The sequence below is a fragment of the Mesorhizobium sp. M5C.F.Cr.IN.023.01.1.1 genome, from assembly GCF_003997585.1.
Taxonomy (GTDB): Bacteria; Pseudomonadota; Alphaproteobacteria; order Rhizobiales; family Rhizobiaceae; genus Mesorhizobium; species Mesorhizobium wenxiniae.
Genome location: NZ_RZSU01000003.1, coordinates 151550 through 173744, shown reverse-complemented (window position 1 = coordinate 173744; position 22195 = coordinate 151550). Strand labels below are relative to the sequence as shown.

At 61.6% G+C, this 22195-nt stretch carries 21 protein-coding genes; 12 read left to right on the top strand and 9 right to left on the bottom strand.

The features are described from left to right. The 6 genes from EOA78_RS02725 to EOA78_RS02700 form a co-directional block, all read left to right on the top strand. The coding region (locus tag EOA78_RS02725; protein WP_281034026.1) for a sugar-binding domain-containing protein at window positions 1–416 on the top strand (416 nt) is incomplete at its 5' end. After that, a complete protein-coding gene (locus tag EOA78_RS02720) occupies window positions 413–1408 on the top strand; it encodes an aldo/keto reductase (RefSeq protein ID WP_127313755.1) in 996 nt (331 codons plus the stop codon). The genes EOA78_RS02725 and EOA78_RS02720, both read left to right, overlap by 4 nt. 18 nt (window positions 1409–1426) lie before the next feature. Continuing rightward, window positions 1427–3163, top strand: a complete 1737-nt coding sequence (locus tag EOA78_RS02715; protein ID WP_127313754.1) for a glycerol-3-phosphate dehydrogenase/oxidase — start codon at window positions 1427–1429, stop codon at window positions 3161–3163. Continuing rightward, window positions 3136–3978 (top strand): class I fructose-bisphosphate aldolase, encoded by an 843-nt coding sequence (locus EOA78_RS02710; protein ID WP_077381191.1) that lies wholly within the window; start codon window positions 3136–3138, stop codon window positions 3976–3978. The genes EOA78_RS02715 and EOA78_RS02710 overlap by 28 nt, the downstream gene beginning before the upstream one ends. A gap of 25 nt (window positions 3979–4003) precedes the next feature. Continuing rightward, entirely contained in the window at window positions 4004–5518 is a 1515-nt protein-coding gene (locus EOA78_RS02705; RefSeq protein ID WP_127313753.1) for an FGGY-family carbohydrate kinase, read from the top strand. Next, entirely contained in the window at window positions 5515–7137 is a 1623-nt protein-coding gene (locus EOA78_RS02700; protein ID WP_127313752.1) for a GMC family oxidoreductase N-terminal domain-containing protein, read from the top strand. The genes EOA78_RS02705 and EOA78_RS02700 overlap by 4 nt, the downstream gene beginning before the upstream one ends. A gap of 95 nt (window positions 7138–7232) precedes the next feature. On the opposite strand, the gene EOA78_RS02695 is transcribed toward EOA78_RS02700, so the two are convergent. Then, window positions 7233–8021 carry a class I SAM-dependent methyltransferase gene (locus tag EOA78_RS02695; RefSeq protein ID WP_127313751.1) on the bottom strand — a complete coding sequence of 263 codons (789 nt, stop codon included), beginning with the start codon at window positions 8019–8021 and terminating at the stop codon, window positions 7233–7235. Between the two features lie 164 nt (window positions 8022–8185). Here EOA78_RS02695 and EOA78_RS02690 point away from each other — a divergent pair, with 164 nt between their 5' ends. From EOA78_RS02690 to EOA78_RS36820, 4 genes are all read left to right on the top strand, one after another. Then, a complete protein-coding gene (locus tag EOA78_RS02690; RefSeq protein ID WP_245477123.1) occupies window positions 8186–9268 on the top strand; it encodes an ABC transporter substrate-binding protein in 1083 nt (360 codons plus the stop codon). Beyond that, window positions 9258–10325 carry an iron ABC transporter permease gene (locus tag EOA78_RS02685; RefSeq protein WP_127313749.1) on the top strand — a complete coding sequence of 356 codons (1068 nt, stop codon included), beginning with the start codon at window positions 9258–9260 and terminating at the stop codon, window positions 10323–10325. The genes EOA78_RS02690 and EOA78_RS02685 overlap by 11 nt, the downstream gene beginning before the upstream one ends. Next, on the top strand, window positions 10319–11104 hold the full coding sequence (locus EOA78_RS02680; protein WP_127313748.1) for an ABC transporter ATP-binding protein: 786 nt from the start codon (window positions 10319–10321) through the stop codon (window positions 11102–11104). The genes EOA78_RS02685 and EOA78_RS02680 overlap by 7 nt, the downstream gene beginning before the upstream one ends. Before the next feature lie 270 nt (window positions 11105–11374). Next, window positions 11375–11869, top strand: coding sequence for a hypothetical protein (locus tag EOA78_RS36820; RefSeq protein ID WP_245477112.1), 495 nt, complete (start codon window positions 11375–11377; stop codon window positions 11867–11869). A 242-nt stretch (window positions 11870–12111) separates the two neighbouring features. Here the strand turns inward: EOA78_RS36820 and EOA78_RS02670 are convergent, their stop codons facing one another. The 8 genes from EOA78_RS02670 to EOA78_RS35790 all read right to left on the bottom strand — a co-directional run bounded on the left by EOA78_RS02670 (window position 12112) and on the right by EOA78_RS35790 (window position 18570). Further along, a complete protein-coding gene (locus EOA78_RS02670; protein ID WP_127313746.1) occupies window positions 12112–13056 on the bottom strand; it encodes a lipid kinase in 945 nt (314 codons plus the stop codon). A 251-nt stretch (window positions 13057–13307) separates the two neighbouring features. Beyond that, entirely contained in the window at window positions 13308–14231 is a 924-nt protein-coding gene (locus tag EOA78_RS02665) for a branched-chain amino acid ABC transporter permease (RefSeq protein ID WP_245477120.1), read from the bottom strand. Window positions 14232–14290: 59 nt separating this feature from the next. Beyond that, entirely contained in the window at window positions 14291–15178 is an 888-nt protein-coding gene (locus EOA78_RS02660) for a branched-chain amino acid ABC transporter permease (protein WP_029355907.1), read from the bottom strand. 66 nt (window positions 15179–15244) lie between these two features. Continuing rightward, window positions 15245–16432: an ABC transporter substrate-binding protein gene (locus tag EOA78_RS02655; RefSeq protein WP_245477117.1), complete on the bottom strand. Its 1188-nt coding sequence runs from the start codon at window positions 16430–16432 to the stop codon at window positions 15245–15247. Window positions 16433–16487: 55 nt separating this feature from the next. Continuing rightward, on the bottom strand, window positions 16488–17234 hold the full coding sequence (locus EOA78_RS02650) for an ABC transporter ATP-binding protein (RefSeq protein WP_127313743.1): 747 nt from the start codon (window positions 17232–17234) through the stop codon (window positions 16488–16490). Continuing rightward, window positions 17227–17982 carry an ABC transporter ATP-binding protein gene (locus tag EOA78_RS02645; protein ID WP_127313742.1) on the bottom strand — a complete coding sequence of 252 codons (756 nt, stop codon included), beginning with the start codon at window positions 17980–17982 and terminating at the stop codon, window positions 17227–17229. The genes EOA78_RS02650 and EOA78_RS02645 overlap by 8 nt, the downstream gene beginning before the upstream one ends. Window positions 17983–18157: 175 nt before the next feature. Next, window positions 18158–18358, bottom strand: a complete 201-nt coding sequence (locus tag EOA78_RS02640; RefSeq protein ID WP_127313741.1) for a hypothetical protein — start codon at window positions 18356–18358, stop codon at window positions 18158–18160. A 65-nt stretch (window positions 18359–18423) separates the two neighbouring features. Continuing rightward, window positions 18424–18570 (bottom strand): hypothetical protein, encoded by a 147-nt coding sequence (locus EOA78_RS35790; protein WP_164783613.1) that lies wholly within the window; start codon window positions 18568–18570, stop codon window positions 18424–18426. A 170-nt stretch (window positions 18571–18740) separates the two neighbouring features. Here EOA78_RS35790 and EOA78_RS02635 point away from each other — a divergent pair, with 170 nt between their 5' ends. Together EOA78_RS02635 and EOA78_RS02630 are read left to right on the top strand one after the other, a co-directional pair. Then, complete coding sequence (locus EOA78_RS02635) at window positions 18741–19835, top strand: glycosyltransferase family 4 protein (RefSeq protein WP_127313740.1); 1095 nt, start codon at window positions 18741–18743, stop codon at window positions 19833–19835. A 76-nt stretch (window positions 19836–19911) separates the two neighbouring features. Beyond that, window positions 19912–22080, top strand: coding sequence for an amylo-alpha-1,6-glucosidase (locus EOA78_RS02630; RefSeq protein WP_127313739.1), 2169 nt, complete (start codon window positions 19912–19914; stop codon window positions 22078–22080). Window positions 22081–22195 lie beyond the last annotated feature (115 nt).

The following is a 22195-nucleotide window of genomic DNA, read 5'->3' as shown; positions in this document are numbered from 1 at the left end:
GTGACATGCTGATGGGCGTCCGGGCCGTTTCGGATGTCTTCAACAAGGCGCGCGAAGCAACGCTTGCGGTCGTCGGCATCGGCTCCATCCTGACCGACGATTCGAGCTACTACGATCTGCACCCGTCCTCAAGCGCCGACCGGCTGGCCATCGAGCGCTCGGGCGCGGCGGGCGAGCTGCTCGCCCATCTCATAGACGGCAGCGGCAAGCTCGCGGACTACCCCCCCAACCACTCACTCGTTTCGCTGACGCTCGAGGAATTCGCGACCATTCCGCAGTCGATCGGGGTCGCAAGCGGCGCAAGCAAGGTGGTCCCGATCCTCAGTGCCATGCGCGGCTCTCACCTCGATACCCTCGTCACGGACGAAACCACCGGCTTGAAGATCCTCGAGCTCGCCGAAGGAAATGCAGCATGAATTCTCGACAAATCACCCGTCGCGTCGGCAAGTCCGGCGTTGTCAAGTCGGCAGTAGGGCTCGGAACCTGGGCTATCGGCGGCTGGATGTGGGGTGGCACGGATGAAGCTGAATCGATCGCTGCGATCCAGGCGTCCATCGATGCCGGCGTCTCGTTGATCGACACCGCGCCGGCTTACGGTCTCGGCCGCAGCGAGGAGATCGTCGGCAAGGCCATCAAGGGCCGGCGCGACCGCGCGGTCATCGCCACCAAATGTGGCCTGAACTGGCATTCGAAAAAGGGCAATCACTTCTTCGATCAGGACGGAAAGCCGGTGAACCGATATCTGGGCGCCGACGGCATCGCTTATGAAGTGGAGCAGAGCCTGAGGCGGCTCGGCACCGATTATATCGATCTCTACATCACCCATTGGCAGAACCCGACGACCCCCATTGCCGAGACAATGGAAGCGCTCGAACGCCTCAGATCAGCTGGCAAGATCCGCGCCATCGGCGCAAGCAATCTCAACACCGGCGAGCTGCAGCAGTATGCCGGAGCTGGCCAGCTCGACGCGATCCAGGAAAGGTATTCGATGCTGGATCGCGAAATTGAGCAGACATTGCTGCCGATCGCGCGCCAGCATCAAGTTGCTGCGCTCAGTTACTCGTCGCTCGCGCTCGGCCTGCTTTCGGGCGCGATCGATCCGGCGCGTGAATTCAGCGGCGACGACCAGCGCAAAAGCAATCCGCGCTTCTCTCAGGCCAACCGGCGCAAGGTGGCCGCCTTGAAACATGCCCTGGCCCCGGTCGCGGAGGTCTACCAGGCAAGCATGGCGCAGATCGTGATCGCCTGGACGCTGGCGCAGCCCGGCATCACCTTCGCGTTGTGTGGAGCGCGAAACGCGGCGCAGGCGCTCGACAACGCCAGGGCAGGGGAGATTTCGCTGAGCGCTGCGGAACTGACGGCCATCGATGCGGCGGTGGCCGTGCATCTCGTGGCGATAGATGCGTGATCGAAAGCGCATCTTGAGATGAATCGCATCCAGACGATCGCCGGCTTGCGCGAGAACCCCGATGTCGACGTGCTTGTCATAGGCGGCGGCATTAACGGCATCAGCGTGTTTCGCGAACTCGCTTTGCAGGGCGTCGATGTGCTGCTCGCCGAAAAGGGCGATTATTGTTCCGGCGCCAGCGCGGCCCTCTCGCGCATGGTTCATGGCGGCTTGCGCTATCTTGAAAACGGCGAGTTCAAGCTGGTCCGCGAATCTCTGCTCGAACGCGATCGGCTGTTGAAGAACGCGCCGCACTACGTTGCGCCACTGCCAACCACGGTGCCTATCTTCGACCTGTTCTCAGGCATAGCAAATGGCGCAGTCCGCTTCCTTGGACTAAGCCGTCATCCGGGCCGGCGCGGCGCTTTGGTCATCAAGACCGGCCTGGCGATGTATGACTTCTTCACCGCCGCACGTCGTATCGTCCCGACGCACAAATTCAGGAGCCGGGCTGAAACACTCAAGGTCTGGCCTGCAATCAATCCTGCTATTCGCAATTCGGCGACATACTATGATGCCTGGGTCAGCCACCCCGAGCGGCTGGGTACCGAGATGCTGCGCGACACCATGAACCAAAAGCCGTCCGTCCGGGCGCTCAACTATGCACGCGTATCGCTCGATGACGCGACCCTGGTGCTTAACGACCGACTATCTGGCGAAACGGTAGCCGTGAAGCCGCGGCTCGTGGTCAATGCCACAGGCGGCTGGATCGACCTGACCAATTCGGCGATCGGAGCGGTTGTGCCGAAGCTTATGGGCGGCACCAAAGGTTCGCATCTGATCGTCGACAATCGCGAGCTTCATGACGCGCTCGACGGTCATATGATCTACTACGAGAACGAGGACGGCCGGATCTGCATCCTGTTCCCCTATCTCGGCAACGTGCTGGTCGGCTCGACGGATATCCGTGTCGACGATCCCGACCAGGCGTGCTGCATGGACGACGAGCGACGATACATCCTCCAGTCCCTGTCCTTCGTGTTTCCCGGGATCGAGATCACTGAAACCGACATCGTCTTTCAGTTCACCGGGGTGAGGCCGCTGCCGATAAGCCAAGACAGTGTTACCGGGCGCATTCCCCGCGATCATTTCTGCGAACTGGTCGAGGGCGCCGGTACGCTGCCGCCGACGCTCTGCATGATCGGCGGGAAATGGACAACCTTCCGATCGTTCGGCGAACTGGCAGCGGATATCGTGCTCGAGCGATTGAGCCGACAGCGCACCGTCGGTACCGAAAACATGCCAATCGGCGGCGGCCGGCATTTTCCCACTGCTCCGGCAAAATGGTGCGCAGAACGCGCGGCGGCGCACGGTCAGTCGCTTGACCGCATGCGCAGCCTCTTCGAGCGCTACGGCACCGCGGCGGATGCCGTCGCCGCCTACATGGCAGCGGGACAGGACGAGCTCTTGCCCGGCAGCGACTACTCGGCCCGGGAGATTCGGTATCTCATCGCCAATGAATATGTCGAGCAGCTGGAGGACCTGCTGCTTCGCCGCACGACAATCGCCATCACCGGTGCTCTCTCGGCCGACCTTCTCGACGCGGTTCTCGATATTCTCGCTGTCGAAAAGAGCTGGAACGCTGCGCGCAAGGCATTCGAGCGCACCGATTTCCTTGCCCTGTTGCAACGCCGGCACGGCGTCGATCTCGACCAGCTATCCCAAAGAGACCAAGGAAGGAGCGCCGAATGCGCATCAACAAGAAAGTCCGCATGAACCGGTTGTTCGGCGGAGCGCGCTGTCTCGACGTCGCAATCGATCATGGCGTGTGCAACGAGCCGTCGTTTCTGGAAGGGCTCGAGGATATGGCCGGCGTCGTCGCCCAGCTGGTTGCCGCGGGACCGGACGCCATTCAGATGAATTATGGCCAGGCCGATCTGCTGCAGTCCTTGCCCGGCAAGGACAAGCCGGCATTGGTCATGCGCATAGACATGGGCAATCCATATAACAAAACCCGCCATCGCTCGATGTGGGCCATCCTGCAGAACGAAGCCGAGCCACTGATCGGCGCGCTGGAAATGGACGCGGCCTGCGTGGTCGTCAATCTATTCATGCTGCCCGATGAGCCGGATCTGTTCCGGCAATGCGTCCACAACATTGCCCGCGTTCGCGCCGACTGCGAAAGATACGGCCTGCCGCTGATGATCGAGCCGCTGGCGATGCTGCCCAACTCGGAGCGCGGAGGCTACATGGTCGACGGTGACCCAGAAAAGATCGTCACCCTGACCCGGCTCGCAAGCGAGATGGGCGCCGACATCATCAAGGCGGACCCGACCACCGATCCGAACGACTTCCACCGGGTGGTGGCGGCGGCGCGCTGTCCTGTCCTGGTGCGCGGTGGGGGCAGGGAGGATTTGCGCGCCGTCTTCGACAAGTCGGCGGCGCTGATGGCACAAGGCGCGGCGGGCATGGTCTATGGACGCAACATATACCAGCATTCCAACCCTCGTGCCGTCGTGAGAGGATTGATGGCGATCATCCATGAGAATGCGGACGGCGCTGCAGCTTGGGAGCTCTACCAACAAGAATAAACCTTGGCAGCTTGGGAGCGCTTCAATGCAGCAATACATTCTGGGTCTTGATGCGGGCAACACCGTCATCAAGGCCATCATCTTCGACACCGCAGGTCGCGAACTCGCGCTTGCCGCTCGGGACGGCCACTCCTGCATGCCAAAGCCCGGCCATGTCGAGCGGGACCTCGGCGAACTGTGGCGCAACGCCGTCGACGTCATCCGCCATTGCCTCGACCAGTCGGGCATCGATCCCCGCGACATCGCGGTGATCGGCTGCGCCGGCCACGGCAACGGGCTCTACGCGCTGGACCGCGGCGGCGACCCGCTGCTCGGCATCCAGTCGCTCGACACCCGCGGCATCGGCATCGTGAGCGAATGGGCGGCCGCAGGCGTTGGCGATCAGACCTATGTCCACTGCCTGCAACGGCCCTGGGCGGCGCAGACGCCGACTCTGCTGGCTTGGCTCAGGCGCCATGATCCGGCGCTTTTTGCCCGAATAGGCACCGTCTTTTTGTGCAAGGATTTTGTCGTCAACCGCCTCACCGGAGCGCGTTCGACCGAGACCTCGGATATGTCGGGCTGCGGGCTTTTGCACATGCCCGGCCGACGCTACGAGCGTGAGTTGCTGGCCGCCTATGGTCTCGACGATTGCATGCAACTGCTGCCGAACGTGCTGGAGGCGTCCGACATCGCCGGCCATATCACGCACGATGTCGCCGCAGCCACAGGCCTTCGGGCGGGCACCCCTGTGGTGGCGGGCCTGTTCGACGTCGTCGCCAGCGCCATCGGATCGGGCGTCACCAGCACCGGCGCCGCCTCCATCATTGCCGGCACCTGGAGCATCAACCAGGTTATCACCGAAGAGCCGATCCGCGATCCGTCGATCTTCATGCTGTCGACGTTCGATCCGGTGCGCTACCTCGCCATCGAATCGAGCGCCACTTCGGCCGCAAATCTCGAATGGATCGTGCGTGAGTTCTTCGAGCATGCGCCGCCGGCAGGCGCATCGCCATTTGAGATCTGCAGCGAGCTTGTTGCTTCCGTCGATCCCGCGGGAGACATGCCGATCTACCACCCCTTCCTTTACGGCTCGCAGCAAAATGGCAAGGCGCGTGCAGGTTTCTACGGCATTGCCGGCTGGCACACGCGGGCGCATATGCTGCGCGCACTGTTCGAGGGCGTCGTCTTCGAACACCGGCGTCACGTCGCGACGCTGCGTCGAGCGGGAGCGACCATCAGCCAGGCGGTTCTTTCGGGCGGGGGCTCGCGCAGCGCCATCTGGCCGCAGATATTCGCGGATGTCCTGGAGGTGCCGGTGACTGTAGCGCGCAGCCGTGAGACTGGTGCGCTGGGAGTTGCAATTGCAGCCGGGACAGGCGTCGGCTTGTTTGCCGACTTTTCTGCGGGCGCCGCCGCGATGACCGCACCCGACCGCTGCTACCAGCCCAATAGCGCGATCGCACCGGTCTATGAGCAGCGCTATCGCCTCTATGGCGAGATCAACCAGGCCATGGGTCCGCTATGGGACAGGATGGCAAGCGAACGGACGTCCAATTGACACAGACCATTGCCGATTTTGGACAATACGACTTCATTATCGTCGGCGCAGGTTCAGCCGGCTGCGTGCTGGCCAACAGACTATCGGCCAATCCAGCCATGCGCGTGCTGCTTCTGGAGGCCGGCGGCAGTGACCGTTACCACTGGGTCAACATCCCCATCGGCTATCTCTACTGTATGGGCAACCCGCGCACTGATTGGCTGATGAAAACCGAGCCGGAGGCCGGGCTGAACGGTCGTGCGCTCAACTATCCGCGCGGCAAGCTTCTGGGCGGCTGCTCGTCGATCAACGGCATGATCTACATGCGCGGCCAGGCGGCCGACTATGACGGCTGGCGGCAAGCCGGAAATCTTGGTTGGGGCTGGGATGACGTGCTTCCGTATTTCCGCAAGTCCGAGGACCATTTTGGTGGCCCCAACGACCTTCATGGCGCCGGTGGCGAATGGCGCGTCGAGCGCCAGCGCCTGTCCTGGCCAATCCTGGATGCCTTCCGCGATGCTGCCGAGGAACTCGGCATCCCCCGGACGGAGGATTTCAATGGCGGGACCAACGAGGGGTCAGGCTATTTCGAGGTCAACCAGCGGAAGGGCGTGCGCTGGAATACCTCGAAAGCGTTCCTGCGTAGCGTGCTGCGGCGGCCGAATTTGCGCGTCGTGACCGGCGCCGAGACCGAGAAGCTAAATTTCGATGGAGCTTGCGTCACTGGCGTTGTCTTCCGCATGAGCGGTCAACTGCATCGTGCGCGGGCAGGCGAGACGATACTTGCCGCTGGCGCGATCAATTCGCCGAAGCTGCTCGAGCTTTCCGGCGTCGGCCGACCTGCCGTGCTTGGCGCAGCAGGAATCCCGGTTCGCCACGCGCTGGAAGGCGTCGGCGAGAACCTGCAGGATCATCTGCAGATCCGCACAGTCTTCAAGATCGCCAATGCCTCGACGCTAAACCAGCGCTACCACAATCTGTTCAGCCGCGCGGCCATGGGCGTCGAATACGCTATTCGTCGCACCGGACCGCTGTCGATGGCGCCGAGCCAGCTTGGCATCTTCGCCAGAAGCGACCCACGCCTGGAAACGCCCGATCTCGAATACCATGTCCAGCCGTTGAGCACTGACCGGCTGGGCGAGCCGCTGCATCGCTTCCCCGCGGTCACGGTTTCGGTCTGCAATCTCAGACCGGAAAGCCGCGGCACCGTCCACATAGGGGCGTCCGATCCACAGACGGCCCCGAAGATCCGGCCGAACTATTTGTCTACCGAGGGAGACAGGACCGTGGCCGTAGCATCGCTGCGCCATGTCCGCCGCATGATGAAGGCGCGCGCCGTTGCCCGTTTCGCGCCTGAGGAAATGCTGCCCGGTGCACAATATGAAAGCGACGAAGATCTCGCCCGCAAGGCCGGCGATATCGGTACTACGATTTTCCACCCGGTCGGCACCTGCAAGATGGGCGCAGGCTCGATGGCAGTGGTCGACGGCCGGCTGCGGGTGCACGGCATTTCTGGCCTGCGCGTCGTCGACGCTTCGATTATGCCGACGATCGTTTCCGGCAACACCAACTCTCCAGTGGTGATGATCGCGGAGAAGGCATCGGAAATGATCCTGCAGGACGCCAGCCAGAAGAAATAATACTCGGTAGCGCATCTGAGCTGACGCAGACCGGCAGCTATTCGCAGTCGTGCCGCCGCCCGCGCCATCGACCGACCCTGGCAGCGCCGAGGAGTTTACTGCGGCTTTGTCGCGCAGATCGCGAAGCGATGTTGAGTGACGCGTTCGAGCGCCTTGGGCCAACTCATCTGTCGAGACTGAGCGCGATGGATCGCTCCCAGTTTCCAGTCGACGACAGGCTGCTCCAACCCGGCTTCGGCCAGCAAGCGCGCTATCTCTTCCGCCCGTGCGCCGCCCGAGAAATAGACACGAGCAAGAATGCTCTGGTGGCGTCTGGCCATGGAGGCGCCGTCACTGTCCAGGACGCGGGACTTGCCGGCCGTGAGCTTCTCCCAAATTTCCCGCAAACTCATCGCCCAGTTGCGGCTGACAAAATCGCCGTCGATGACCAGCAGCTTGCCGCCGGGCTTCAGCAGCGAGAACCATTCGGCAAAGGCCGTCTTCGGATCCACCAACGTCCAGACCAGGTGACGGGTGACGATGACATCGTAGCTCGCCCTGTCCTCGAGCGTCCGTTCAGCATCCCTCACGATGAAGCGGATATCGGCGCGGCGTTTTTGTGCCTTGGCGCGCGCCTTGGCGAGCATGGCTTCCGACCAATCGAGGCCTGTCGCCACAAAGCCTAGATCGTGCATCAGATGCGAAATAACGCCTGTCCCACATGCGAGATCCAGAGCCGCCCGCCCAGCGCCAGGCCCAAGGTGCCTGCTTATGAGCGCATGCCAGGCAGCGCGCTCGCGCTCGGAAAAAATCTCGTGGCCGACCTGCAGGTCGAACGTCTCGGCGCGATCGGACCAATAGTCCCGAATTTCGTCGCGCAGCGAATAGTTTGCGTGAGCCGTCATTGCCCGAAACGCTCTCCCCAAAAGCGGTACATTGGAATTGCTCTAAAAGATAATTCTTGATTACACAATTCATGTTTTCTAAAGCCGAGTGGGCAAAACTGAATTGCGAGAGCACAATGATTTTGAAGTCGATATTCGCGGCCGCGGTCGCCCTCGCGGCCTTCATGCCGCTTACCCTCGGCGCGCGCGCCGAGACCGTCACCGACATTAGTGGCCGTAAGGTCGAAGTGAAGACGCCGGTAGACAAGGTCATCCTCGGCGAAGGCCGGCAGATCTACCTGATCGCCGCGCTCGAGACCGACAACCCCTTCAAGCGAATCGTTGGCTGGCGCGAGGATTTCTCCCAGGCCGATCCCGACAATTACGCCGTCTATCTGGAAAAATTCCCCTCGATGGCCACGATCCCGACCTTCGGCGGTTTCAAGGACGGCACCTTCGACATCGAGCAGGCTATCGCGCTTCAGCCGGACGTGATGATCATGAACATCGAGTCCAAGCAGGCGACCGAGGACGCGCAATATATCGAAAAGCTCGCCGCCGTCGGCATTCCGGTGGTCTATGTCGATTTCCGCGAGCATCCCTTCACCAACACCGAGCCGAGTATGCGTCTTATCGGCAGGCTCTTTGGCCAGGAAAAGCGGGCCGAGGAGTTCATCGCCTACCGCGCCGCGCAGATCGCGCGCGTCACCGAGGTGATCGCAGAGAATGATCCAAAGCGCCCAACCGTCTTCGTTGAGCGCGCCGGGGGCTATTCCGACGATTGCTGCATGAGCTTCGGCAACGACAATTTCGGCAAGTTCGTCGAGATGGCCGGCGGCCGGAATATCGCGGCGGATCTGATCCCGGGCACTTTTGGCGCGCTCAATCCCGAACAGATCATCGCGAGCGATCCCGACCAGGTGATTGTTACGGGCGGTAACTGGGAGGCCTATGTGCCGGGTGGCAAATGGGTCGGCGTCGGTCCCGGCGCGGACGAGGCGGCAGCACTGAAGAAACTCAAGGGCCTGACGGAGCGACCCGCCCTCACCGGCATCAAGGCGGTGGAGAACGGGCGGATCCACGCCATCTGGCACCAGTTCTACAACAGCCCCTATCAGTTCGTCGCCATCCAGCAGATGGCCAAGTGGCTGCACCCCGACCTGTTCGCCGATCTGGATGCTGAGGCCACCTTCAAGGAGTTGCACGAGAAGTTCCTGCCGGTCGAATACAGGCCTGGCCATTGGGTCTCGCTCTCCGATGAGCAGTGAACCCGCTGCACTGTCGGCCAGGGAAGGGCGCGGCCTTTACCGCGCCCTCGTCCTGCGCAAGCAGCTCATCCTCGCAGGGCTCGCCCTGGCGCTGCTCCTGAGCCTTTGCGTCGATCTTGCGCTCGGCCCTGCCAGCTACAGCCTCGACCAGGTGGTGCTCGCGCTCGTTTCTCCCGCCAGCGTGCCCCTTCAGGTGCGCGTCGTACTGTGGGAAATTCGGCTTCCCATCGCGCTGATGGCCGTGGTCGTCGGCGCAGCACTGTCGGTCGCCGGTGCACAGATGCAGACCATCCTCAACAATCCGCTCGCCAGCCCCTTCACGCTCGGCATTTCGGCGGCGGCCAGCTTCGGCGCCGCGCTCGCGCTAGCCTTCGGCGTCGCGCTCATCCCCGCCGCGATCGAATATGTCGTGCCGCTCAACGCCTTCCTGGTGGCGATGCTGACCGCGCTCGTCATCCACCTGCTGAGTCTCAAGCGCGGCGTGACGGTCGAAACCATCGTGCTTCTCGGCATCGCGCTCGTCTTCACCTTCAATGCGCTGCTGTCTCTCGTCCAGTATCTTTCCTCCGAGCAGGCGCTCGCCGCGGTCGTGTTCTGGACCATGGGAAGCCTCACCAAGACCACCTGGCCCAAGCTCATCATCACCAGCCTCATCCTTCTCGCAACGCTGCCGATATTCGCGCGCCGCGCCTGGGCGCTGACGGCGCTGCGGCTAGGCGAAGACAAGGCCGCGAGTTTTGGGGTCAAGGTCGCACGCCTGAGGCTCGAAACCATGATGATGGTGAGCCTGCTTGCTGCCATTCCCGTCGCCTTCGTTGGCACGATCGGCTTCATCGGGCTCGTCGGTCCGCACATCGCCCGCATGCTGATCGGAGAAGATCAGCGCTTCTTCCTGCCTGCCTCGGCGCTTTCGGGGGCGCTTATCCTTTCGGCAAGTTCGGTCGCCAGCAAGTCGCTCATTCCAGGCACGATCTTCCCGATCGGCATCGTCACCTCGCTTATCGGCATTCCCTTCTTCATCTCGCTGATCCTCTCGAATGTGAGGCGCTCATGGTAACGATCAGGCTCGATGGTCTCGGAGCCTTCCACGGGGCGCGGCTCGCCCTTTCGGACATTTCAACTCCCATTTTCCGGGGTGGCGAGGTAGTCGCCGTTATCGGGCCCAACGCAGCGGGCAAGTCGACGCTGTTCAAGCGCATCGCAGGACTCTTGAAGGGCCCTGGGCGCGTCTGCCTCGATGGAGCAGCGAAGGGACCGGACGGCATCTGCTACATGCCGCAGGACACGGCAGCCAACGCGGTGCTGACCGTCTATGAATCGATCCTGCTCGCCCGCAAGCAGGGCTCGGCCTGGTCGGTTAGCGATGGCGACCTCGCACTCATAGACGGCATCCTGGCCGCGCTCAGCATCTCGGATCTTGCCTTTCGCAACGTCGGAGAATTGAGCGGGGGGCAAAGGCAGGTGGTGAGCATCGCCCAGACCCTCGCCCGCGAACCTGAAATTCTGCTGATGGACGAGCCGACGTCCGCGCTTGACTTGCACCGGCAGGTCGAGGTGCTGAGCTTCATGCGCGGGCTTGCGCGCAAGCAGGGGATTGCGGTGCTGATCGCAATTCACGACCTCAATCAGGCCCTGCGCTTCGCTGACAAATGCATCGTCATTGCCGAGGGCCGTATGATCGCCTGCGGCACGCCGGAAGAGGTCGTCACCCCGGCGCTCTTGCGTGATGTGTACCGCGTCGAGGCGCGGATCGAGCGCTGCTCGCGGGGCATCGGTCATGTAATGGTGGATGGCGTCGCGGACGAAACGGCAGCGACTGCGTCGATAGCAGCTTAACGCATCAGTGGTCGAAAGCCAAAACCTAGAAAATAGATCGAAAATTCTGGCGTAAATGTTTGAAGTAAAAACATTTGCTATCGCCCAGGCGACTACTTGGGCGACGAAAGGGAGGCGTTCACTCACGACCGCTGCACGTCCTCGACGAGCCGCTGTTGTACGAGACACTTTGGGTAGACAGAGGTCGTGAAAACGCGCGATAAGGTTAGCCTGCGCTAGATCCAAAGATGGCCGGGGCACCAGAAGATGGCACGCCGAATGTGCAACGCAATGCTTGGCTTCGCGGCGCTTGCCATAACCGCGTGCCAATCGGCTCCTGAAACGCCGCGACCCACCCTCGAACCTGCGTTAGAACCTGGTACCATTCCCGCCCAAACTGCCTCGGATCCTGCGGCTGTTCCCTCCGGCTCAGCAATTATGCATCAATCCGTGCCGGTCACTCCGCCTGACAAGGCCGTTCCGACAAAGTATGCTGTTTTTTCGGGTCTATGGGCCGGACGATTGGATGGGATGTATGACGCCAAACTTGCTGTTCAGACGATTTCTTCCAATGGGAAGGTGACGGTTACCTATGCGTGGGGAACTCTGGGCGACAACCATCCGGGAGAGGCCGCCGGCGCTGGAAGAATTGTGGGGACTACGTTGAAGCTTGAGCGCCTACCGAATGGCGCAGACGTCAGTTTTGTCATGCGGCCCGACAGAACCCTGGCCGGAACCGTTAGGCTTGCCGGCCAGACCTACTCGGGCGCGTTCCTCAAGCAATGATCAAAGGACGTGTCTGAAGGCTATGTAGGGCCAGGCGACTGTTCCATATTGCAGCCTATTGTTACCGGGGTGGGGGCCTCCAGACCGTGACCAGCGGCTACGATGGTTGCCATGGCGTCGGCTGCATTGAACCCAACTTTGACGAGCACGGCAGCTACCAGCGTTGTCATGGCGCGGCTGCCTCGTCGACGGATGTTGCCCGAAGGCGGTTGGGTTTGTACGACGCGCGCTTGATCGCCAGTCTACCCGCTATTTGCGCTGACCGCATCATCAAGCGCCTTTGTGCGGGGCTGTATGCGCTCGCCAGCAGGCGCGAACACCGAAATCGCCTTCGGGTGGACCTTGAAATGCGCCGGGGTCGAGGTGACGATCTCCCCATCAGTGTTCACCGGCATCGGCCTCTTCGTCTCGATGTCAAACTCGACGCATCTCGCCGTGCGAACCTCGCTCCAGGCGCCATGCGTGCCTGAGCGGAACGAGCGCAGCATAAGCGCCATTTTCCAGAGGTTCGTCATTTCCAGGCTGTACAGGTCGAGATGACCGTCATCGATCTCCGCCGTCTCCTCGACGATGTTGCCGCCGCCATAGTGGCGGCCGTTGCCGACTGCAATCTGGTAGGTCTTGACTTCGGTCGCTACGCCCTTTTCGGTAATCCTTGCTTCGAAGAGGCGAGCCTTGGTCAACACTTTCATGGCCGCCAAGGCATAGCCAAACCTGCCGAAACGCTTCTTCAGCGCCGGATCGAGACCCTGCGCAAGGTCGGTGCTGAGCCCGATGCTCGCAACGTTGAAGAAAGCGTGACCATTGACGGTTCCGATGTCGATCAGACGTCGTCCGCCCTCTACGATCACGTCGGCCGCCTTCCCCAAATCCATCGGTATTTCGAGGGTGCGCGCCAGATCGTTCGCCGTCCCCATCGGAATGATACCCATCGGCAGCCGGCTTTCCATAACCGCGACCGCCGCCGAGGACACCGAGCCATCGCCGCCGCACACGATCACAAGATCGGCCCTATGGCGAAGGCGCACGATGTCGCGTGCTATCTCGGGCAGCGCCTCAAACGTCTCGACGCTGACGCGGAGCCCACCGGCTTCCAGCCGCTCGACGACCGGTGCGATAGATTCCTGCCCGCGTCGTGCCTTTGGATTGACGAGTAGAAGCGCGCGTCTGTTCGTGCTGTCGTTCATGCGGCGTAGATAGGGTGCTAGCCTGCGGATTGCGACGTCAACAGGCGCGCCTAGGAAGGCGCCAGAGTTGAATTTTCGTAACAGCCCGAATTGCTGGTTGTCACATCCGATGAGGAATCTGCACAGTTGGGGGACGCTATCGCCCGCATCCGCTGCGGCCATCTTGGCCGAACCTGACGCTCAAACGTCTTTGTGAGTCGACTTCTCGATGTCGACCGTCGATGATCCGAAATTTCGCCCATCATGCTCGTTCAGAGCGGCTTCCGGATCCATCTTCCCAAGACGCCAACGATGCCCTCCCGGAACGACAGCACCGCGACAACAAAGATGATGCCCTGGCCGATGGTGACCCAGTCGCCGAATGTCGCGAGGTAGTTCTGCATCGTGACGATGACTGCCGCGCCGACGATCGGTCCGAACACCGTGCCCATGCCGCCTAAGAGCGTCATCAGCACAACCTCGCCGGACATGGTCCAGTAGACGTCGGTAAGCGACGCCAATTGGAACACGATTGCTTTGGTTGCACCGGCGACGCCGGCGAGCGTGGCCGACAGCACGAATACGGCGAGCTTGTAGCGGTTGACCCGATAGCCCAACGAGATCGCGCGGGGCTCGTTCTCGCGGATCGCCTTCAACACCTGTCCAAACGGCGAATGGATAATCCGGTAGATCAGCAATATGCCGGCGAAGAAGATGGCGAGCACGAAGAAATAGAGGACTTCGCTCGAGCGCAGGTCGATCAGCCCGAACAGATGGCCGCGCGGCACGGCCTGGATGCCGTCCTCGCCGCCGGTAAACGCCGCCTGCAGCGAGAAGAAATAGATCATCTGCGCAAAAGCCAGTGTCACCATGGCGAAATAGATGCCGTGGCGGCGAATGGCGAGGGAACCGATGGCGAGACCGAGCACGGCTGCCACGAGCGTGCCCGCGATAATGGCAAGTTCAGGCGTCAGACCCCACACCTTTGCCGCATGGGCCGAGACGTAGCTTGCCATGCCGAAATAGGCTGCGTGGCCGAAGGACAGGAGGCCACCAAAGCCGAGCAACAGGTTGAAGGCGCAGGCAAACAGCGCGAAGCACAGCACCTTCATGACAAAGATCGGATAAAGCAGAAATGGCGCGGCGATGAGGAAGACGAAAAGCGCGACGAAGATCGCAAGGTGATGACGGGGCATGCCCGCGGCGCCAACGGACGTGATGGTCGCCATAGCGATCGGGTTGGTGTCGGTTGCCATCACACACTCCGCCCAAACAGACCGGCGGGTTTGACGAGCAGCACGAGCGCCATGATGACAAAGATCACCACGGCCGAACCTTCCGGATAGAACACGCGGGTCAGGCCCTCGATCAACCCAAGCCCAAAGCCGGTGAGGATCGAGCCCAGGATTGAGCCCATGCCGCCGATGACGACGACGGCGAAGACGACAATGATCAGGTCTGCCCCCATGTTCGGATTGACTGCGTATATCGGCGCGGCGAGCACGCCGGCGAAACCCGCGAGTGCGACGCCGAAGCCATATGTGAGCGTGACCAGCAGCGGCACGTTGATGCCGAACGCGCCGACCATCGTCGGGTTCTCGGTCGCTGCCCTCAGATAGGCGCCAAGCCGGGTCTTTTCGATGATGAACCAGGTCGCGAGGCACACGATGAGGGAAGCCACAATCACCCAGGCGCGCGAATTGGGCAGGTACATGAAACCGAGATTATGCCCGCCGGTCAAAAGCGGCGGCGGCGGGTAAGGCAGGCCAGATACCCCGAAAAACTGGCGGAAGAAGCCGACGATGATCAGCGCCAGGCCGAAAGTGAGAAGCAGTCCGTAGAGATGGTCTAGGTGATAGAGCCGTCGGATCAGCACGCGCTCGAGCACGATCCCGGTGACGCCGACGATCGGCGGAACGATGAACACAGCCCACCAGTAACCGACGCCGAGATAGTTGAGCAGCATCCAAGCGCCGAAGGCGCCCAGCATGTACTGCGCGCCATGCGTGAAATTGATGATGTTCAAGAGACCGAAGATGACCGCCAGCCCGAGGCTCAGAACCGCGTAGAAGGACCCATTGATCAGCCCGAGCAGCAACTGGCCGAACAGGACCTGCGGCGGAATTCCAAGCAGTTCGAACATGGTCGCTCCAGCTGACTTGTCGACGAGACGACGCGCCGAGCGGTTCGGGGCGTCGTTGGCGAGGGCTTATTTAACGAGCGAACAGCCGCCTTCGGCGAGCGGGCGGAACGCTTTGTCGGCCGGAATGGTGGCCACCGTCTCGAAATAGTCCCATGGCCCCTTCGACTGGTCCGGCTTCTTGACGCGGAACAGATACATGTCGTGCAGCTTGCGCCCGTCGGCGCGGATCGTACCCTTGCCGAACAGCGGATCGTCGGTCGGCATTTCCTTCATCTTGGCCATCACCTTGGCCGCATCCTTGTCACCAACGGCCTCGACGGCTTTAAGGTAATGCAGGACCGAAGCGTAGACTCCCGCCTCGATCATCGAAGGCTTTTGTCCGGCATTCCGCTTTTGAAAGCGGGCCGAGAATGCCCGCGTTTGATCGTCCTTGTCCCAGTAGAAGGCGCTGGTGAGCACGAGGCCTTGCGCCACGTCGAGGCCAAGCGCATGCACGTCATTGATGAACATCAGCAGGGCGGCGAGCGCCTGGCCACCCTGCGTGATGCCGAATTCCGACGCCTGCTTGACCGCGTTGATCGTGTCGCCGCCGGCATTGGCGAGGCCGACGACCTTGGCACCCGACCCTTGCGCCTGCAGCAGGAAAGACGAGAAATCCTGGCCGGGGAAAGGATGACGGACAGCGCCGAGAACCTTGCCGCCCGATGCTTCGACGACCGCCGACGTATCGCGCTCGAGCGCGTGGCCGAAGGCGTAGTCTGCCGTGACGAAGAACCAGCTATCGCCGCCTTCTGCGACCATGGCCGAGCCCGTGCCGTTGGCAAGCGCCCAGGTGTCGTACGTCCAGTGGACGGTGTTGGGCGAACATGCTTTGCCGGTGAGGTCGGACGAGGCCGGACCCGAGGCGAGGAAGATCTTGTTCTTCTCCTTGGTGATCTCGTTGACGGCGAGCGCCACTGACGAGGTTGGCACGTCGGCGATTACATCGACATTTTCGGTGTCGTACCACTGGCGGGCGATGTTCGAGCCGACATCCGGCTTGTTCTGGTGGTCGGCGGAGACGATCGACACGTTGATGCCCTTGTCCGCCGCCTTGAAGTCTTCCGCCGCCATCTGGGCCGCGATGACCGAACCTTCACCGGCGATGTCTGCATAGATGCCGGAACGGTCATTCAGAACGCCGATCTTGACATCCGTGGCGTGGGCCGTGCCGGCCATCAGCAGGCTCGTCAGCGAAGCCAGAATGAACCCCATTTTTTTCATCGCTACTCTCCTCCGATTGCGGCGCAACGCGCCGTTGATGATTGCCTCAGACACCGAGATAGGCGTGCAGTTTGTCGATGTTGGCGTCGAGTTCGTCGTTGGGGATCGTGTCGATCACGCGCCCCTGTTCGACCACGTAGTGACGGTCCGCGACCGACGCGGCGAAATGAAAATTCTGTTCAACGAGCACGATCGTGAATCCCTCGTCCTTGAGCCGGGCAATGGTGCGGCCGATCTGCTGCACGATGACGGGCGCAAGCCCTTCGGTCGGCTCATCGAGCAGCAAAAGCTTCGCGCCCGTTCGCAAGATCCGGCCGATGGCGAGCATCTGCTGTTCGCCGCCCGAAAGCTTGGTGCCTTGGCTCGAAAGCCGCTCCTTCAGGTTCGGGAAAAGCTCGAAAATCTGCTCGACGCTGAGCCCACCGGGGCGCACCTGCGGCGGCAGCATCAAATTCTCCTCGACCGAAAGGCTGGAAAAGATCGCGCGTTCCTCTGGGCAGTAGGCGATGCCCATCTGTGCGATCAACCGCGACGGCAGCTTGATCGTCTCGCGGCCGTCATAGGTGACCGAGCCCGAGCGCCTGGAAAGGATGCCCATGACTGCCTTCAGCGTCGTCGTCTTGCCGGCGCCGTTGCGGCCGAGCAGCGTCACCACTTCGCCTTCGCCAACCTCGAAACTCAGGCGGTGAAGCACATGGCTCTCGCCGTACCAGCCCTGCAGGCCATCTACGCGCAGCAGCGGTCTCGCCGAGGGGGCAGCAGCCGGCCTGCTCGTCAGTTCAACTTCAGACATGTCCGGCCCCGATATATGCTTCGATAACGCGCGGATCTTTGGAAACCGCAGCATAGTCGCCTTCGGCGAGGACTTTGCCGCGCGCGAGCACGGTGATGCGGTTCGACAGCGAGGCTACGACCGAAAGATTATGCTCAACCATCAAAATGGTGCGGTTCTTGGAGATGCGTCGGATCAGCGCCGAGATGCGCTCGATGTCTTCTTGCGCCATGCCGGCCATAGGCTCGTCGAGGAGCAGCATTTCAGGGTTCAGCGCCAGCGTCGTCGCGATCTCAAGCGCGCGTTTGCGGCCGTAGGACAGATCGCTGGCGCGGATATCTGAAAACTCGGTCAGGCCGACATCGGCGAGAAGAGCCGCACCCTCCCTATTGAGCTTGGAAAGCACTTTCTCGGAACGCCAGAAATCGAAACTGTCGCCGCGCCGGCGCTGCAGCGCGATGCGGACATTCTCGAGTGCCGTCATGTGCGGAAACACCGCCGATATCTGGAAGGAGCGCACAAGGCCCAGCCGCGCGATGTCGGCCGGCTGCATCCTGGTGATGTCGCGGCCTTGGTAGCGGATCGCGCCGCGCGTCGGCTGGAGGAATTTGGTCAGCAGGTTGAAGAGGGTCGTCTTGCCTGCGCCGTTGGGGCCGATCAGCGCGTGGATCGATCCTCGCTCGACCGTCAGGTTGACATTGCTTACAGCGACGAACCCCCCAAATTCCTTAGTCAATCCCGCGGCTTCGAGGATCGCTCCGGAATTCATGCGCGGGAGCCTTCGCCCGCCATCGGCGTGAAAACGTGGAACCGCGCTGCGAGGCTGTCCGCCTCCAGGGTGACTTCCATGGTTTCCTCCCGTGGCTCTCCCGTCCGCAACAAACGACCTAATGAACATCGCGTCAAGGCTGCAATTTTCATAAGCGTCTAACTTCGCGAAAAGCTTAGCTGCGCTGGCTCGAGTTCGGGTTTTCCCGGTCTGCCCGGGTGATCTTGCCCTTCGACGCTTTCGATCCGCCGCCCCATTCCTGGGCATTCCTGGCTTGGGCGCCGCCCTTGGCCGGTTCCTTGGCCTTGTCGCTGCCGCTTGCCCACTTTCCAGATACGGGATGGTCGGCTTTCGTAAACGAGTTGGTCTTGGCCATGGTGTCACTCCTATCGATGGTCGGGGATCGCAGCCATTACGGTCCGCCTGCGGGGCAGGCGTCGGTCAGTCCTCGCCGCGGTTTGGATCCTTGCCGGCAGCCTGGCTGCTCTTTTGCGGCTTGTCCTTCTTGTCCTGATTGCCGCCGCGGTTGCCGCCATGCTCGCCGCTGGATCCCTTGACGGCTTTTGTGTCCTGAAGCTTCGTAGCCATCCTGGTTCTCCTTTTGGTCCAACTGTTGGAACCCCCTGACGCCGCGATTGTTCCCGCGGGGAACTTATCGGCCTTTCGGGAGTTCGCCAGAGGACCGCAATGAACGCGAGGAAGGGGATTGCCGTCGAAGCTTTTTGAAGGATGACCTTCGCTTTCGAGAAGTGTTGCCGATGAAAATAGCCCAGATCGCCCCCCTTACCGAAGCCGTGCCGCCGCGGACCTATGGCGGGACCGAGCGAATAGTTTCATATCTGACTGAGGAGCTTGTTCGGCAGGGGCATGATGTGACCTTGTTCGCCAGCGGTGATTCACGCACCTCTGCCGAATTGGTACCGTGTTGCGATATTGCATTGCGCCTGAATCCCAGGGTCCGGCACGATATTCCCCAGCACGTGATGATGCTTGAACAGGTGCGCAGGCGGGCCGATGAATTCGACGTGCTGCATTTTCACATCGATATTCTGCACTTCCCCGTAGTCCGGGACTTTGCCGAGCGAACCGTTACGACACTTCATGGACGGCTCGACCTCCCGGATCTGGCGCAGCTTTATGCGATGTTTGATGACATTCCGCTGGTTTCGATCTCTTACGATCAACGCTGGCCCATGCCGCCTGTCCATTGGATCGGAACGGTGTATCACGGTCTGCCTCGCGATCTTCTCCCTTTTCGCGCGAAAGCCTCGGGCTATCTCGCCTTCCTCGGCCGCATCTCACCGGAAAAGGGGCCGGAAACAGCCATTGAAATCGCAGCGCGTACCGGAATGCCGCTGAAGATTGCCGCCAAGATCGACAAGGTAGACCAATCATATTGGAAAGAGAGGGTCGAACCCCAGGTGCTTCGAAATTCCAACGTGGAATTCATCGGCGAGATCGACGAACGGCAAAAAGCAGACTTTTTGGGCAATGCGGCAGCGCTTTTGTTCCCTATTGACTGGCCGGAACCCTTCGGACTCGTAACCATCGAGGCGATGGCCTGTGGCACGCCGGTGATAGCGTTTAGACGCGGCGCCGTTCCGGAGGTCATCGACGATGGTGTGTCCGGGTTGATCGTCGACACGCTCGACGGAGCTGTGGACGCGGTACGGCGGATAAGCGGCCTCGATCGTGCACGGGTGCGACGGACTTTTGAAGAGCGATTCACGGTTGAGCGCATGTGCCGCGACTACGTGGCGATCTATGGCTCGCTCTCGGACGACATAACGAAAGCACTTGGTTCTCAAAACAAGCGCGCTAAAAATGCCGCAATGATGACTATGTCTACCTGACCGCAAGGCGACGGCTCGGCTGCCCGGATCAGCGCCTGAGCCGCCTTGTCCGCTTCTGAACGGGAGGGGGTTGACCATGACCACTCAACTCGAAGACCGCAAGATTGATCCAGCCGTGGCGCTGCCGGCAATCGACGAAACGGCACCGCGCGAGCCGCATCGGCAATTTGCGCTGAAACACGAGGATTGCTTCGTCGTCGCAGACAGCTACGGCGACATACGCGGCATCGGCGACGGGCTTTTCCGCGACGACACGCGTGTATTGTCGCGCTTCCGTCTGTTCATTGGCGGCCGGATGCCGTCGCTGCTCGGCGCCTCGCTGTCGCAGGACAACATCCTATTCACCGCCAATCTCACCAATCTAGCCAGTATCGGGCCGAATGGCAGCGAAGCATTGCCGGGCGTCGTCCACGTCGATCGGACGCGGTTCATCTGGCAGGACCGCATGTTCGAACGCATCAAGTTCACCAACTACTCCGCGCGCGAGGTAGTTCTGCCGGTCCGGCTCGACTTCGACGCCGATTTCCGTGACATGTTCGAGGTGCGCGGAACTACGCGTAGCCGCCGCGGTCGCGCGCATGACGCACTGGTCGGCGAGGCGAGCGTAACGTTCCGATATGAAGGCCTCGACAATGTGGCTCGTCAATCGGCCATCGCATTCTCGATCAAGCCCGATCAGGTGCACCCCGATCACGCCGATTTCCTCATTGTCGTGGCAAGGCGTGACAGCAGAGCATTGTACCTGGAGGTCGGCCACAGCGAAGAGACTCCCTCCAGCGACCGCTTTCGCGCGGCCGCTGCGCGAGCCCGCTTCGCCATGCGCTCAAAGCGCCGGCAGGGCGCCACCGTCTTCAGCTCCGGGCGCGTGTTCAATGACTGGCTGACACGCACACGCGCCGACATCGCGCTGCTGACGACCGATCTGGAGACCGGGCCATACCCGTATGCCGGCATCCCTTGGTTTTCGACGGCTTTCGGCCGCGACGGCGTCATTTCCGCCTTGCAGATGCTTTGGCTCAATCCGGACCTTGCTCGTGGGGTCCTGGCTTTCCTTGCCCACTATCAATCGACCGAGACATCTGTATTCGACGATGCCGAGCCTGGCAAAATCATGCATGAAACCCGCAAGGGGGAAATGGCCGTGCTGCGCGAACTGCCGTTCGGCCGCTACTATGGCGGCGTCGACACCACGCCACTCTATGTCTACCTGGCTTCGTCCTACGCCGATCGCACCGGAGACGAGGCGTTCGTCGATCGCATGTGGAACTCCCTGGGCGCTGCCACTGCGTGGATGGAAGAGGTCGGAGCCCGCAACGGGGATGGCTTTGTAACCTACAACAGGGCGGCCGACACGGGTCTGTTCAACCAAGGCTGGAAGGACAGTTCCGATGCCATCTTCCATGCCGACGGCACGATCCCCAAAGGACCGATCGCATTGGTCGAGGTGCAAGGTTATGCCTTCGCCGCATATCAAGGGATGGCGGCGCTGGCCGCCAGGCGCGGCGACGACGCAAAGGCGGCGCACTGGAGCGCCCTGGCAGAGAGGATCCGTCAGGCAGTGGAGACGCATTTCTGGATGCCGGACCGCGATTTCTATGCTTTGGCAATCGACGGAGAAGGCAAGCAATGCGCTGTTCGCACGTCCAATGCCGGTCACCTGCTTTACGTCGGGCTGCCGTCGGCGGAACGGGCTCAGTCAGTCGCCTCCCAGCTGCTCTCTGGTCATCTCAATAGCGGTTGGGGCGTTCGCACACTGGCCGACGACGAGATCCCATTCAACCCTATGTCATATCATAATGGCTCGATCTGGCCGCACGACACCGCGCTCTGCGCCTCCGGGCTCGCCCGCTACCACGAGCGCGACAGCGTCGTGAAGCTGATGAGCGGTATGTTCGAGGCGGCGGTCCGTTTCAATATGCGGCTGCCAGAGCTGTTCTGCGGCTTTACGCGTGCTGCCAGCGATTCACCGGTGGCCTACCCGGTCGCCTGTCTGCCGCAGGCCTGGTCGGCTGGCTCCGCTTTCATGATGCTGCAGGCTTGCCTGGGCATTCGGGTTGACGGCTGGAAACGCGAGATCACTGTGGAACGCCCGCGGCTGCCTATCGGCATCGACAACATCGTTATCCGCCACCTGGCTATTGGCGAGGCGAAAGTCGATCTCATCTTCGAGCGCATTGGCGACCGTGTTGTGTGTTATCTCGATCACCGTCATGAGGGTCTGGTGCCTCTGGTGGTGCGCTCATAACGCAGGCCGGCTAGCGGCCACTGGGTTAGCCGCTGTCAGCTGATGGCTGGCAAGGGCGCGCGCGCCCAGGCTTGTCTTGAGCACCTCCAGGAACACAATGTCGCGGCAAACGTTG